At 69.6% G+C, this 13,120-nt stretch carries 15 protein-coding genes and 1 pseudogene; 7 read left to right on the forward strand and 9 right to left on the reverse strand.

Annotated features, from left to right (window positions below):
• Window positions 1-170: 170 nt before the first annotated feature.
• Together FNH05_RS18495 and FNH05_RS18500 are read left to right on the forward strand one after the other, a co-directional pair.
• Window positions 171-1,256: an ABC transporter permease gene (locus tag FNH05_RS18495; protein ID WP_144589955.1), complete on the forward strand. Its 1,086-nt coding sequence runs from the start codon at window positions 171-173 to the stop codon at window positions 1,254-1,256.
• A complete protein-coding gene (locus FNH05_RS18500) occupies window positions 1,253-1,936 on the forward strand; it encodes an ABC transporter ATP-binding protein (protein ID WP_144589956.1) in 684 nt (227 codons plus the stop codon). Before FNH05_RS18495 ends, FNH05_RS18500 begins: the two co-directional genes overlap by 4 nt.
• 70 nt (window positions 1,937-2,006) lie before the next feature.
• On the opposite strand, the gene FNH05_RS18505 is transcribed toward FNH05_RS18500, so the two are convergent.
• Complete coding sequence (locus tag FNH05_RS18505) at window positions 2,007-2,168, reverse strand: hypothetical protein (protein ID WP_222426645.1); 162 nt, start codon at window positions 2,166-2,168, stop codon at window positions 2,007-2,009.
• Window positions 2,169-2,221: 53 nt separating this feature from the next.
• Between FNH05_RS18505 and FNH05_RS18510 the strand changes: the two genes are divergently transcribed.
• Complete coding sequence (locus FNH05_RS18510; protein ID WP_144589957.1) at window positions 2,222-2,776, forward strand: sugar O-acetyltransferase; 555 nt, start codon at window positions 2,222-2,224, stop codon at window positions 2,774-2,776.
• A 216-nt stretch (window positions 2,777-2,992) separates the two neighbouring features.
• Here the strand turns inward: FNH05_RS18510 and FNH05_RS18515 are convergent, their stop codons facing one another.
• Window positions 2,993-3,889, reverse strand: a complete 897-nt coding sequence (locus FNH05_RS18515) for an alpha/beta hydrolase (RefSeq protein ID WP_144589958.1) — start codon at window positions 3,887-3,889, stop codon at window positions 2,993-2,995.
• Between the two features lie 115 nt (window positions 3,890-4,004).
• On the opposite strand from FNH05_RS18515, the gene FNH05_RS18520 reads away from it, so the two are divergent.
• Both FNH05_RS18520 and FNH05_RS18525 read left to right on the forward strand, forming a co-directional pair.
• On the forward strand, window positions 4,005-5,039 hold the full coding sequence (locus FNH05_RS18520; protein ID WP_144589959.1) for a PucR family transcriptional regulator: 1,035 nt from the start codon (window positions 4,005-4,007) through the stop codon (window positions 5,037-5,039).
• A 90-nt stretch (window positions 5,040-5,129) separates the two neighbouring features.
• The gene (locus FNH05_RS18525) at window positions 5,130-5,495 is read left to right on the forward strand and encodes a VOC family protein (protein ID WP_144589960.1); all 366 of its coding nucleotides are present in this window, start codon (window positions 5,130-5,132) and stop codon (window positions 5,493-5,495) included.
• A gap of 26 nt (window positions 5,496-5,521) precedes the next feature.
• Here the strand turns inward: FNH05_RS18525 and FNH05_RS18530 are convergent, their stop codons facing one another.
• On the reverse strand, window positions 5,522-6,370 hold the full coding sequence (locus FNH05_RS18530; protein ID WP_144589961.1) for a helix-turn-helix transcriptional regulator: 849 nt from the start codon (window positions 6,368-6,370) through the stop codon (window positions 5,522-5,524).
• Between the two features lie 86 nt (window positions 6,371-6,456).
• Between FNH05_RS18530 and FNH05_RS18535 the strand changes: the two genes are divergently transcribed.
• A complete protein-coding gene (locus tag FNH05_RS18535; protein WP_144589962.1) occupies window positions 6,457-7,260 on the forward strand; it encodes an SDR family NAD(P)-dependent oxidoreductase in 804 nt (267 codons plus the stop codon).
• A 41-nt stretch (window positions 7,261-7,301) separates the two neighbouring features.
• Here the strand turns inward: FNH05_RS18535 and FNH05_RS18540 are convergent, their stop codons facing one another.
• Window positions 7,302-7,859 (reverse strand): GNAT family N-acetyltransferase, encoded by a 558-nt coding sequence (locus FNH05_RS18540; protein ID WP_144589963.1) that lies wholly within the window; start codon window positions 7,857-7,859, stop codon window positions 7,302-7,304.
• Window positions 7,860-8,330: 471 nt separating this feature from the next.
• Between FNH05_RS18540 and FNH05_RS18545 the strand changes: the two genes are divergently transcribed.
• The gene (locus FNH05_RS18545; RefSeq protein ID WP_246127815.1) at window positions 8,331-9,503 is read left to right on the forward strand and encodes an HNH endonuclease signature motif containing protein; all 1,173 of its coding nucleotides are present in this window, start codon (window positions 8,331-8,333) and stop codon (window positions 9,501-9,503) included.
• A 22-nt stretch (window positions 9,504-9,525) separates the two neighbouring features.
• On the opposite strand, the pseudogene FNH05_RS39325 reads toward FNH05_RS18545, so the two are convergent.
• The 5 genes and pseudogenes from FNH05_RS39325 to FNH05_RS18570 all read right to left on the reverse strand — a co-directional run.
• Window positions 9,526-9,845 (reverse strand): annotated as a pseudogene (locus FNH05_RS39325) (transposase); the annotation flags it as partial.
• 55 nt (window positions 9,846-9,900) lie between these two features.
• On the reverse strand, window positions 9,901-10,290 hold the full coding sequence (locus tag FNH05_RS18555) for an acyl-CoA-like ligand-binding transcription factor (protein ID WP_246127816.1): 390 nt from the start codon (window positions 10,288-10,290) through the stop codon (window positions 9,901-9,903).
• 84 nt (window positions 10,291-10,374) lie between these two features.
• The gene (locus FNH05_RS18560) at window positions 10,375-11,451 is read right to left on the reverse strand and encodes an MBL fold metallo-hydrolase (RefSeq protein WP_144589965.1); all 1,077 of its coding nucleotides are present in this window, start codon (window positions 11,449-11,451) and stop codon (window positions 10,375-10,377) included.
• Between the two features lie 48 nt (window positions 11,452-11,499).
• Window positions 11,500-12,309 (reverse strand): cytochrome c oxidase assembly protein, encoded by an 810-nt coding sequence (locus tag FNH05_RS18565; protein WP_144589966.1) that lies wholly within the window; start codon window positions 12,307-12,309, stop codon window positions 11,500-11,502.
• Complete coding sequence (locus FNH05_RS18570) at window positions 12,309-12,830, reverse strand: DUF2243 domain-containing protein (RefSeq protein WP_144589967.1); 522 nt, start codon at window positions 12,828-12,830, stop codon at window positions 12,309-12,311. Before FNH05_RS18570 ends, FNH05_RS18565 begins: the two co-directional genes overlap by 1 nt.
• Window positions 12,831-13,120: the final 290 nt, after the last annotated feature.

The following is a 13,120-nucleotide window of genomic DNA, read 5'->3' on the forward strand; positions in this document are numbered from 1 at the left end:
GTCCTTCCACCATAAACAGGCGGCCCGCGGGCGACCTCCATCGAAAGTTGGAACCGGCATCCCACCCTTCGGCACACGAAGTGCCGTCGCCGGCCGGATGCCCGCGGAGGGGGTCGGCGGCGAAGCTGGGGGCATACCGTTTCCACCGCAAGAAAGGGCAGGCCAAGGCCGTGTTCGTCGCCTGGAGAGACCTGAAGTTCGCCAAGGGGCGGTTCGCCCTGATGGGCGCCGTCATCGTGTTGATCACCCTGTTGGTCGGCCTGCTCTCCGGGCTGACGGCCGGGCTGGGCCGGCAGAACGTGTCCGCGATCACCGGCCTGCCTGCGGACAGGATCGCCTTCGCCGCGCCCGGCGGCGGGCAGGCCCTGTCGTACGCCAGTTCCACCATCACCGACAAGCAGTGGCGGCAGTGGGCCGGGACCGCGGGCGTCACCGCCGCCGAACCGCTGGGCATCACGATCACCAGGGCCACCGCCGGTGACCGGAGTACCGGGGTCTCCGTCTTCGGCGTCCGGCCCGGCTCCCACCTCGCCCCCGAAGGGGGCAGGATCGACGAGCGTTCGGTGGTCCTGTCCACCACGGCCGCCGACGACCTCGGCCTGAAACCCGGCGACACCTTCAGCGCGGCCGGGCAGAAGCTGACGGTGGCCGCCGTGCAGGGCGATGCGTCCTTCAGCCACACCCCGGTCATCTGGACCGCGCTCGATGTCTGGCAGAAGGCCGCACCCCGCACGGGCGACGGCGACGGCCCGATCGCGAGCGTCATCGCCCTCGACACCACCTCCGGCGCCGACGTACCCGCCGCCGACCGGGCAGCGGGCACCAGGACCGTCACCAAGGACGATTCCCTGTCCGCGATCGGCTCCTACACCTCGGAAAACGGCTCGCTGCAGCTCATGCGCGGCTTCCTGTTCGCCATCTCCGCCCTGGTGATCGGTGCCTTCTTCACCGTCTGGACGATCCAGCGCAGCGGCGACATCGCCGTGCTGAAGGCTCTCGGCGCCTCCACCGCCCACCTGCTGAAGGACGCCCTCGGCCAGGCCGTCGTCCTGCTCGCCGGAGGCACCCTGGTCGGTAGCGGCCTCGCCGCCGGCCTCGGCGCCCTCATCGGCAGCGCTGTGCCGTTCCTGCTGACGGCCTCCACCGTCGTCGTCCCGGCCGCGGTGATGATCCTGCTCGGCGCGCTCGGCGCCGCCCTGTCCATCCGTCGCATCACTTCCGTCGACCCGCTGACCGCACTGGGGAGCGCCCGATGAGCCTGAACCTGACCGGCATCACCCTCACCTATCCCGACGGCGACTCCCGCCTGACCGCCCTCGACCACGTCACCCTGGACGTCCCCAAGGGCAGGCTGACCGCCGTGGTGGGCCCCTCGGGGTCCGGCAAATCCAGCCTGCTGGCCGTCGCCGCCACCCTCGTCACCCCGGATGACGGCACCGTCACCATCGACGGAACCACCACCACCGGCATGACCCGGGGCGAACTCGCCGACCTGCGCCGCCGGAAGATCGGCATCGTCTTCCAGCAGCCCAACCTGCTGCCCTCCCTCACCGCCGCCGAACAACTCGAGGTCATGGCCCGGATCGACGGCCGCTCCGCCGCCAGGGCCCGGGGCCGGGCCCTGGAACTGCTCGACGCCGTCGGCCTCGCCGCCCAGGCCGGACGCCGCCCCCACGAGCTCTCGGGCGGCCAGCGCCAGCGCGTCAACATCGCCCGCGCCCTGATGAACGGCCCGACCGTCCTCCTGGCCGACGAGCCCACCAGCGCACTCGACCACGAACGCGGCGCCGCCGTCATCGAGTTGATCACCCGCCTCACCCGCGAGCAGGCCACCGCCACCGTCCTGGTCACCCACGACCGCAGCCACCTCTCCGCCGTCGACGAGATCGTCGAAGTCCACGACGGACGCCTCCACCTTCCGGCACCGGCCCGCTGAACCCGCCAGGCGTTCCCCGCGCCCGTTCGGCGTGGGGAACGACACGGCCGCTTACCTCGGCGGCGGAGGGTCAGCGGCGAAGGCCCGCGTCCAGCACGCGGATCAACTCTCCGACCCGTCCGCCGCCGTCCGGTGCGGCCGGAAAGCGCTTGAGCACGTCGATGACGGCTGGTGTCGCGCGGTGCGCCGCCTGCTCGATGTGGTCGGCACCAACGGTCTCTTCCCCTGTCACGTCTCCATCTTGGACCATGGTGGCGGGCAGTGAGTCCAGCGAAAAATGGCGGCATGAGCGAACAGAAAGACCGAATGCTGCGCGGCGACTGGTACCTCGATGCACCCGAGCTGATGGAGGAACGACAGCGCTGTCAGCGAATGCTCGACAGGTTCAACGCGACCGGAGCGGACGACGACGCTGAGCGCCGCCGGATCCTGGAAGACCTGTTCGCCGAGTTCGGTCCCGGTGCCTCCGTCCTCCCGCGATTCCAGTGCAGCTACGGCCCGCAGATAAGCGTCGGTGCGAACAGCTTCGTCAACAACGACGCCCTCTTCATGGACGACGCCGTGATCACCATCGGCGACGACGTCCGGATCGGCCCACGAGCGCAGCTGCTCACGGCTCTGCACCCGATGGAAGAGCATGAACGACGTCGCGCCGGGTGGGAGCGCACCGCCCCCATCACGATCGGCGACAATGCCTGGCTCGGTGGCGGTGTGATCGTCTGCCCGGGCGTGACCATCGGCGAGAACACGGTCATCGGCGCGGGCAGTGTCGTCATCCGGGACATACCGGACCACGTGTTCGCCGCGGGCAATCCGGCACGGATCATCCGGCGGCTGTGAGGGCTGCGGCTTCCGGTGAGAGGCCCCCACGGCAACGCGGAAATGTCGGGGTCATGTGGTAACCCACCGCAACACGGACGCCAGGAATGGAATCGGATGAAGATCAGTACCGAGGAAGATTGCGGCGACGCTCCGAAGAAGAGGATGATCGGGGATCTGCTCACGCTGATCGCCCGCGGCCCCGCCTGACCACTCGCGGACCCGGCCCCGACGACTTCACCCGGCCAGGGCCCGGCGCAGGGCTCCGGCGAGGCCGGCGATCTGCCGTTGGGAGATTTCGGCGGACTGGATGGCCTGTGATCCGTGGAACGTGCCGGGCCACTGGTGCAGTTCGACCGATACTCCCGCCTGCAGCAGGCGCAGCGCGTAGTCGATGTCTTCGTCGCGGAGCGGGTCGAACTCCGCGGTGGCGATGTAGGCGGGTGGCAGATCGGACAGGTCGGTAGCCCGTGCCGGGGCGGCATAGGGCGTGGCGGGCTGGGAGCCCAGGTAGTGCCCCCATGCGGCGGCGATCCTGCCGCGATCATGCCAGGGGGTGTCGGTGAAGTTCCGCTGTGACCACGTCTGCTGCCGGTCGTCCAGACCGGGCTCGTTGAGCAGTTGGAATCGGATCCGGGGGCCCCTCTCGTCGCGCGCCCGCAGCGCCACCGCGGCCGCGAGTCCCGCGCCAGCGCTGTGGCCGCCGACCGCGATGCGCTCCGGGTCGATGCCGAGCCCGGCCGCGTTCTCCGCCGCCCACGTCAGCACGGCGTAGGCGTCGTCCAGGGCGGCCGGATAACGGTTTTCGGGCGACAGCCGGTAGTCCACGGAGATCACCACCGCGCCGGAACAGTCGGCGATGCGGGCGGCCCACGGGTGTTCGGTGTCCAGGTCACCGAAGACGAATCCACCACCGTGCAGCCAGACGATCGCGCCGTGGGCCTGGCGTGGGCGGTAGATCCGCACCGGCACCCGCGGATCGGCGGGCACCATGCGGTCCTCGATCTGCAGGTTCGCGGTGTCCGGCACCGGTCGGGCGGCGGCACGTTCGGCGACGTTCCTGCGTGTGGCGATCGGGTCGGTCATGTCGATTCGCGGGAGAAACGGGAGGAACGCTTCCAGTTCGGGATCCATGCGGACATCGTCACAGCGATCTTCCCTGCGATCACCCGCCATACGTCGCGCATCCCGCCCCGATCGCGCACCGATCGGCGCCTCTCCCGCACCCCGCTGGTCCTATCCTCCTGTCATGGAGGCACTGGCCGATCGGCTGTCGCAACTGGATCCGCACGTCCAGGGTGTGGTCCGAGTCGTCGCGTTCTACGACACGCTGATGCGCAGGCGGGTGGATCTCCCGGCACTCGTCCGGGCTTCGGCGGGCCTGGCCGAGTGCGTGGCCGGGATCCGGCTCCACGGCATGGGGCGGGCGGTCCGCATGGCGCCCGACGGCAGGGCGGCGCCGGGCCCACCCCCGCCGCCCTCCACCACGGCGCCGGTCACCCTCGACGAGGAGGAGATCGGCACGGTGTGGCTGGAACGCCCTGGCCCGCCGGATCCGCTCGACGTGGCGCTGCTGGACCGGCTCGCCATCGCCGCGGCGGCGGTCGCCGAGCGGTACGGCCCGGCCCGCACCACCATGGCCGACCCCGCCCTGGTGGAACTGGTGATCGGCGCCGACAGCGATGACGTGGCCAGGGCACGGGCGCTCCGGCTCCTGGGTTTCGCCGCCGACCGGCCGATCCGCGTCGTGGCGGTACGGTCGCCGCTTCCGCTCGAGAAGATCGGCGGTCTGGTCTGCCCGGCGCGTCCGGTGAAGGCGGCCACGCTCGCCGGTGTGGGCGTCATCCTGGCCAACGCCGTTGACACGACACGGTTTCCGGCGGGGGTACGCGCGGGCATCGGCGCCGCGGGCAGCCCCGCCCGTTCCTGGCGGCAAGCCCGCATCGCCCTGCGCTTCACCACCCCACGTCAGCCGGTGGTCCACCACGACGATCTGGGCGCGCTGGCACTGCTGGCCGAGGTACCTCCCGACACCTTGCGAGACAACGCCGACGTCGGCGCGATCGGCCGCATCGCCGACAACCCGGAAGATCTCGCAACCCTGAACGCCTACTGCGAAACCGGTTCCCTGCGCAAGGCCGCCGACCTTCTCCATCTTCACCACAGCAGCGTCGCCCGCCGTCTCGAACAGATCGGAAAGGCACTGGGCATCGAACTTTCCGGGCCCACCGGCCTGGTTCGGGCCAGGCTCGCCCTCACCGCACGACGGCTGCTCGACGACTGAAGCAGCGCGCTGGCCGGCGTACGGGTGTCTGGAAAGCGCTTACTGGGAAAACGCCACCACGACAGGGTGGATGTCTGGCAGGATGGCCGGGTGTTCCAAGGACTCCGGACCGTGGTGTACCCGGTCGACAACCTTGCGGCCGCGAAGGCGTGGTGGTCCCGAGTTCTCGGTGTGCCGCCCTACTTCGACGAGCCCTACTACGTCGGCTTCAGTGTCAACGGCTACGAACTCGCGTTGGACCCCCACGGGGTCGCGGAGAGCGGGACGGGTCCAGTGACGTACTGGGGGGTGGACGACGTGGACGCGGCGGTCGCGGCGCTGCTGGCGGAGGGTGCCCGCGAGCACGCCGCGGTCACCGACTACGGCGGCGGGATTCGGACGGCGGTCGTCACGGCCCCGGACGGGAGCCTGGTGGGGCTCATCGAGAACCCGCACTTCCCCGCGACGCCGTCCTGAACTCCGGCCTGACCTTCGGAAAGACCTCACCCCGGGACGTCCATGCGCTGAGTGCCGATGACCGACAGCAGCCGTAGCGCTTCCTCCGACGGCGAGCCGGGTTCGGCCGTGTAGATCACCACCTGCTGGTCCCGGTCGGCGATGTCGAGGACGTCGCAGTTCACCATGACGGGGCCGACCATCGGGTGGTTGATGGTCTTGCGCAGCGTGGGTTCGGCGCGGACTTCGTGGGAGGCCCACAGCCGGGCGAACTCCGCGCTGCCTGCGAGGAGGTCGCCCACCAGCCGGGCCACCTCGGGATCGTCGGGATAGCGGGCGGCGGTGGCCCGCAGCTGCCGGGCCGCGGTGCGGGCGAACGCCTCCGTGTCCAGGCTGTACAGCAGCCGCTCGCGCGCGTGCGGTGCGAGGAAGACACGGCGCACGAGGTTGCGCTCGTTGCAGGACAGGGCGGAGAAATCCTCCAGGAGGGCGGCGGCCAGGTCGTTCCAGGCGATCACCTCGTAGGTCGCGGACAGCACGATCGCCGCGGCCTGCGGCAGTCGCCGCAGCAGGTCGAGGATGCTCTGACGCACTTCCCGCGAAGGCCCGGACAGCGGGCCAGGCGGGGAACCGGCGAGGTGGTGCAGGTGGTCGTGCTCGGCGTCCGACAGGCGCAGGGCCCGGGCCAGCCCGGCGAGGACCTCGCGCGACGGACGCGGGCCGCGGGCCTGCTCCAGCCGCGTGTAGTACTCGGTCGAGATGAACGCCAACTGCGCCACTTCCTCGCGGCGGAGGCCCGGAGTGCGGCGGCGCCGCCCCGCGGGCAGGCCCACGTCGGCCGGGCCGATCCGGGCACGCCTGCTGCGCAGGAAGTCGGCGAGCTCTCGTCTGTTCACATCGCCAGTGTCGCCGGTGCCGTCGGGCTGATCCAGGTATCGGCCGTACCTGGATCAGCCCGGCGGCCGGACGCAGGCTCGTTGCCATGGACAACGACTTCATGGACAACGAATTCTCCGCCCCTGCCGCCCTGGGCCTGTTGGTCGGCAAGGTCGCCTTCGTCACCGGTGCCGGTCGCGGCATCGGCGCCGCCGCCGCGCGGCTGTTCGCCCGGGAAGGCGCCCGGGTGCTGCTCGCGGCCCGCACGGAGGAACAGTTGAAGGCGGTGACCGAACGGATCCGGGCGGCCGGTGGCACCGCGGACTACGTGGTGTGCGACCTGGCCGACGGGGCCGCGGTCCACGCCGCCGTCGACAGCGCCGTGGACCGGTACGGCCGGCTCGATATCGCCTTCAACAACGGCGCGACCTCCGTGCCACCCGGCCCGATGGACCAGGTGCCGGAGGCCGACTTCGACCGCGTCTACGCGGTGAACCTCAGGGGCCAGTGGCTGGCCATGAGCGCCGAGGTCGCCGCCATCCGGGCCACCGCCGGAAAGGGTGCCATCGTCAACAACTCCAGCGTCGGCAGCCTGCGGGGCAATCCCGAACTGCCCGCCTACGGCGCGATGAAGCGGGCGCTCAACAGCCTCACCGAGTCGGCCGCGCTCACCTATGGCCCGGAAGGCATCCGCGTCAACGCCATCGCTCCCGGCACCACACTGACCGAAATGGTGCGCGCGTGGAACGACCGTTCACCCGGCGTCGTGGACGGGCTCAACGCGCACACCCCGCTGCGCCGCGCCGCCGATCCCGACGAAATCGCCCAGGCCGCCGCCTGGCTCCTCAGCGACCGCGCCTCCTACGTGACGGGCGTGGTGCTCCCGGTCGACGGTGGCATGCGGGCCTGAGCGGGGACGCGGTGTGCGGAGCCGGTTTCCGGGCGGTCCGGTCAGTCCTCGGCCGTCGAGTGCAGCCGCGCGAACTCGCCGGCGAGCATGCCCATCAGGACGACATCGTGGTGGGCACCCGCGAGGAACACCTTCTCGCGGAGGCGGCCTTCCTCGACGAAGCCGAGCCGCCGGTGCAAGGCCAGCGATGCCTCGTTGTGGTCGAAGATCCTGGCCTCGCACTTGTGATAGCGCCGCTCGGCGAACATGAACCGCAGCAACAGCACCACGGCCTCGGACGCGTACCCCTTGCGCCGGTGATCGGGGTCGATCGTGAGACCGTATTCGAACCAGCCGTTGATCGGTTCGGCGTTGTTCGAACCGATGGTCCCGACCACTTCTCCCGTTTCGAGGGCTTCCATGACCAGTTGGAAACGGTCGCCTTCGGGCTGGGCGGCGGCCTGTTCCTTCGCCCAGGCGCGGTAGCTCTCGGCCGAACGGGGCGGGCGCAGAAGGGCGCCCAACCGCTCGGAATGCGCGTCGAAGCGCTGAAAGGCGCTCCAGTCGTCGGGCTCGATCCCGCGCAGGCGTACCCGCTTCCCGGTCCAGAAGGGTTCCATACCGCCGATCAAACCAGAGGCGTGCCGGGAGAGACAGCTCTGTGCGATGCGGCTTTTACGTTGATGCCGATTTTGGAGGGACAGAGGTTCCCGTTGTGGGCCTTGTTGTGGGTCTTCTGCTCGTTGGTGAGCCGGTTGCCTTTGAGTCTGACGGCGACGGCGCAAACCAGTCCTGGTGACAATCTACAGTCACGCGAGCCTTGCGGTGTCGGGTCGCCGCTGTACCAGGAGTTCGTTGCTATCTTGCCGTATCACCTCCGCCGGAATGTGTTGGACGGGTTGCGCGATCGGCTGCTGCGGTGATCGACTCGGCGCCGCCGCTGTGTCCGCAACTACGAACGACTACCCGAACATCACGCTCTCAGACATGTCAAACGATCAGCTTCGGTTCGGGCAGATCTACGAATAATCGTTCGAAATATCACTGATCGTGTGACGCTGTTGGCGTTGTGTCGCCGATAGGATTGTGAGGTGACCGAGAACTGGGGGTTTTCCGGGCCCGAACCGGAATTGTACGACCGGATCGCCGACCTCGACCGGGATGATGTGTTGTCGCTGATCGCGGCGGCTGAGGCGTGTTCTAATGCTTATCAGGCGGTGAAACTGGCTGCGGTGGCGGCGTTGGGGGATGCGGATTCGGTGGCGAAGGAGGTCGCTCTCGAATTGCATTACGGTGCGCGTCAGGCGGAGGGCCAAGTGTCACTGGCCCGGGACCTGGCGCAGCGGTTGCCCGCGACTTTTGAGGCGATGCGGCAGGGCGCGGTGGATCCGTACCGGGCGTCGAAAGTAGCCGACCAGACCTCGGTCCTCGCCGACGAGCAGGCGAGGGAAGTGGATGCCCGGGTGGCGGGGAAGATCACGACTCGGGATGCGACGTCGGTGCGGCGCCTGGTGAACAGGACCGTCGCGCGGGTCGACCCGGACGGGCACGCGCGGCGGTGTGAGGAGCGGAAACGGTCCCGCAATGTTCAGTTGTGTCACGAGGACGACGGGATGGCTACCCTCTACGCCTATCTCCCCGCCGAGATCGCCGCCACCATCTACACCCGGGTGGATCGGGTGGCGCGACAACTGCGGAGCAGGGGTGAGGAACGCACTCTGGATGAGTTGCGGGCGGACGTGTTCTCCGACCTGTGCCTTGGTGTGGCGCGGCCGGTGGAGCCGCCGCGGGCGGAAGTGTTCGTGTATCTGGATTTCCTGACCTGGACCGGGCTGCGCAACGAACCCGCCGAACTCGCCGGACACGGACCCATCCCCGCCCAACTGGCGCGGGACATCGCTCAGAACGCCACGATTCGGCGGGTCATCACCGACCCCATGACCGGTATCCCGATCGAGGTGGGGCGTCACCGCTACCGGCCGTCCGCCGCCACCAAGGAGTTGGTGCAGGTACGAGACCGGGAGTGTCGAGTTCCGGGGTGCCACCGGCCGGTCCAAGCCTGCGATTTGGACCATGTCGAACCGTGGGCCCACGGCGGCGACGCCGACAGCGCCAACCTCTGCGGCCTGTGCCGCAGAGACCACCGGCTCAAGGACGAACCCGGCTGGCAGCACCGGATGACCGAGACCGGGACGCTGGAGATCACCACCCCGGCCGGCCGCACCTACCGCGGCGAACCCGAACCTCTCACCATCGCCGCCTAAGAACTCCTAACGTCGTGCTGGTTGCGCCGGTCAGCCTCACCGCGAGTGGGATACCTCCGCCGTCAGTGATCACATGGTGCTTGGATCCGGTGCGGCCGCGGTCGGCCGGGCTCGGACCGCTTTTGGGCCGCCCTTCACCGCCCGCACAGGCGACCCGTCCACCGCCGCCCGCGATCAGTCGATCAACCCCGCGGCGTTGAGCCTGGCCAACAGCAACTCGTGCAGCCGCTGCCAGACCCCGGCTTCCTGCCAATCCCGCAGCCGACACCAGCAGGTCATGCCCGAGCCGTAGCCCATCTCCTGCGGCAGGAACTCCCAGGGAATGCCCCTGTACAGCACGAAAGGATGCCGCACAACGCCTTCCGATCGCCCAGACGCTTACCGGCAAGATCAACTGTTAGGACCTCTGAGGCGGCTGCGCAGCTTCCGAGGAATCGAGAACTTCGGGGGATTCCTTCGTCGCCAGGGCTGACGCGGAGAGGGCGCGCAGATCGTCGAAGGCTTGGGAGAGGTGTGCGTACACGCTCAGCGCGGGGTCGTCGATCCAGGCTTGGAGCGCGTGGTGGAACGCGGCCCAGCCGGTTTGGGCGGCCAGGCCCGCGAGCCGATCGCCGATACCGCGCTGCCGCAACGCCTCCGCGACGGCTTCGGTGAGTGAGGCGTTTTTGGCCAGTTCGCGCTCGCGCAGCGCCGGTGTCACGGCGATGATGTCCAGTCGCGGTTCGGCGTACGGGCGGTTGTCCTCCAGGATCCGTGCGGCTTTCCGGAAGGCATGGAACAGGATCACGAACGGCCGCAGACCGTCGGGGTGCCGAGGAGATCTGGTTGCCGCACCACGGCCCGCGGGAGTACAGGCAGAGTTGACGGCACCTCACCCCAGGGGTACGGCCATGAGGTCCCTGCCGACCACGACCTCGCCCGAATAGCCGCGAGCCGCACGGAGGCGCCATTCCTGGTCGCCGACCACCGCCGGTTCTCCGGGAACGAGGTGGTTGAGGACGAGCCGGTGAGCGCCCGCTCGTTCGGCCACGGTGCCCACCAGGTTCACGTCCGTGTGGCTCCGCTTCAGGTGCGCGCGCAGGGTTTCCGGGAAACCCTGGCGCGCCATCCATTCGAGGCTGATGACTTCGTGCACCAGGATGTCCGCGTTGCGGGCGAGGCGGATGAGGTTGTCGTTGACGGTGGTGTCGCCGCTGAACACCACGGACCCGTGGTCGGTGTCGAAGCGGTATGCGAAGGAAGGGAAGACGGGCGGGTGGTCGACCAGCGTGGCGGTGACCCGGCAGTCCCCGTTTTCCATCACCGGGAAGGGCTCCATCCGGGGGCAGCGCCGCGCCGTGGCGGACGCGCCGACCGGCGGTAGCGCGATTTCGCGAGGTAACAGGATCCGGTGGATGTCGGGGAAGCCCTCGTCCCGGATCCTGATGTTCAGGTCGTAGGCCGCGGCCCTGATGTTGTGGTCGACGAAGGCGGTGAGCCCCGGTGCGGGTGCTCCGGGGCTGATGACCGGAACGTCACGGTCCACCGGCGGCAGCGCACCCGCCGGGCCGGGGCCCCACACGGGAACGCCCGCGGCGAGCGGCTTCGGACCGCCGGCGCGCAGCCAGAACAACTGGAACAGGTCCGCGAGGTGATCGGAATGCAGGTGGGTGACGAACACACCGGCGAGGCTGGGTCCGGCGAGGCCGGCGAGATGGAACTGTTCGTAACTGCCGTAGCCGAGGTCGACCAGATAGGTCCTGCCGTTGATCACCAGGGCCGAACTGATTCCCCGGCGTCCGACCACCGGGGGCGGACCGCCCGCGGTGCCGAGCAGGTGCAGGGTCGCGCCGCGCGCGCGGCGGGCTTCGGCCCGCGCCGTTCCCGGTGCCACCACCGCTTCGCCGGCGGCGAGCGCCCCCGCGGTACGCAGCACGGAGCGTCGGGACAGCGGACGCCGGCCGGCCATGGCCGGAATTGTACGGCAGCACGGGGAACCGGCCCGGAAAACCAAGGGTCACCCCGCGGCGTCGGACAGGTGATCCACCCGGGCCGGGCGGAGGCGCCGTTCGGAGCGCCAGGTGGCGATCAGGGCGATGGCGAGGAGGAGTTCGGCGATGTCCCCGCTGTAGTACATGATCTCGGCCCCGCCCTGGACCTGCTCGACGGGCGCCTGGATTCGTGTCCCGTGCCCCCCGTAGATCAACTGTGCGAGAGCGGCATGCAGTGCGATGGCGGCCCCGAGACAGGCCAGCCGGACGGGCACCCCGGGCCGGTCGGGGGCCGGATCGGGGCCCGCGATGACGTAGGTGAACAGACAGCCCGCCGCGACGGAGTGGAGGTGGATCAGCCAGTGCACCGCCGGATGGGTGGCGGTGGCGTTGTAGAGCGGGGTGAAGAAAAGGACGAAAAGACTGCCGCTGGACAGCACCAGCGCCGTCGCGGGACGGCTTATGAAACGGACGTACCGGCTGTGCAGGAGGGTGGTGAGTTGCCGGGCCCGCGTGGTTGGCAGGGTCCTCAGGAGCAGGGTGGCCGGTGCGCCGAGCATGAGGCCGAGCGGCGCGTACATCCCGAGGAGCATGTGCTGGGCCATGGCGCCCCGGAAGTCGGCATGCGCGAGTTCCGCGAGTGGCGGCAGAAGTGCCACGCCCAGCAGGGCAAGGCCGGTGAGGAAACTGGTGGTCCGCCACCGGTTCCAGCCCTTGGCCGGGTTGCGGCGGCGCGCCCGCCGGGCCAGCAGGAGGTACGCGGTGGCGAGCACCAGCAGGGCCAGCGCGGGCAGCAGTATCGGGAGAACACCCTCCGTGGCCTGGTCCTGGTCCATCAGACCGCCCTGCCCGCCGATCGTGCGCTCCGCTGGAGCAGGTAGCCGCCCGCGACCAGCAGTGCGCTGAGGACCAGGTAACCGATGTCCCACCAGAGCTGGCGGGGACCGGCGTGGATGTGGTGGATGCCCAGGACGTGGTGGTCCACGATGCCGTCGACCAGGTTGAACAGGCCCCAGCCCGTCAGGATCCAGCCCCACAGCGCGCGTGAGGCCCATATCCGACGGCGGTTGCGGGTGGCGCGGGCGTGGAGGAGGCCCAGTCCCGTCAGGAGGGAGAGCCAGCACATGGCGTGGAACACGCCATCCCACACGGAGTTCATCCGCAGGCCGGTGACCGTGTCCGGGTGGGCGTACGGCAGGTCCGGGCCGTTGCTGTCGAGCAGGTAGTACCACCGCATGATCTGGTGCAGCAGGATGCCGTCGACGAATTCGCCGAGTCCCACGCCCAGCACGATTCCCGGCAGCCTCAGGCTCGCCGGGGGAGCGACGGTACTGGCCTCACGCGCGGTGGTCGCCATGGTCTGTGTCCGTCCCGTGAATCCGGTGCGATCCTCGGCGTGTTTCTTTTCCGTCCTGGCACGGTCCAAACCGCAGCGGCGGACGGTTCGTTCGTCCGGCCCACGGCGCTCACCGGGGCGGTCGAATCCGGACGCGGTGGCACCGGCATCGTACGACGGTCATCGAAGTTTGACAGTCATCGTACTTCTGGGTAGAAGTGGACTGTCTTCACCCGATGGAAAGGATGACCCGATGGCCAGAACGGTACTGTTCCACGAACTCGGCGGCCCCGAAGTGCTCGGGCTGGAGG

Origin of the sequence: Amycolatopsis rhizosphaerae (assembly GCF_007713715.1) — a bacterium.
Taxonomy (GTDB): Bacteria; Actinomycetota; Actinomycetes; order Mycobacteriales; family Pseudonocardiaceae; genus Amycolatopsis_E; species Amycolatopsis_E rhizosphaerae.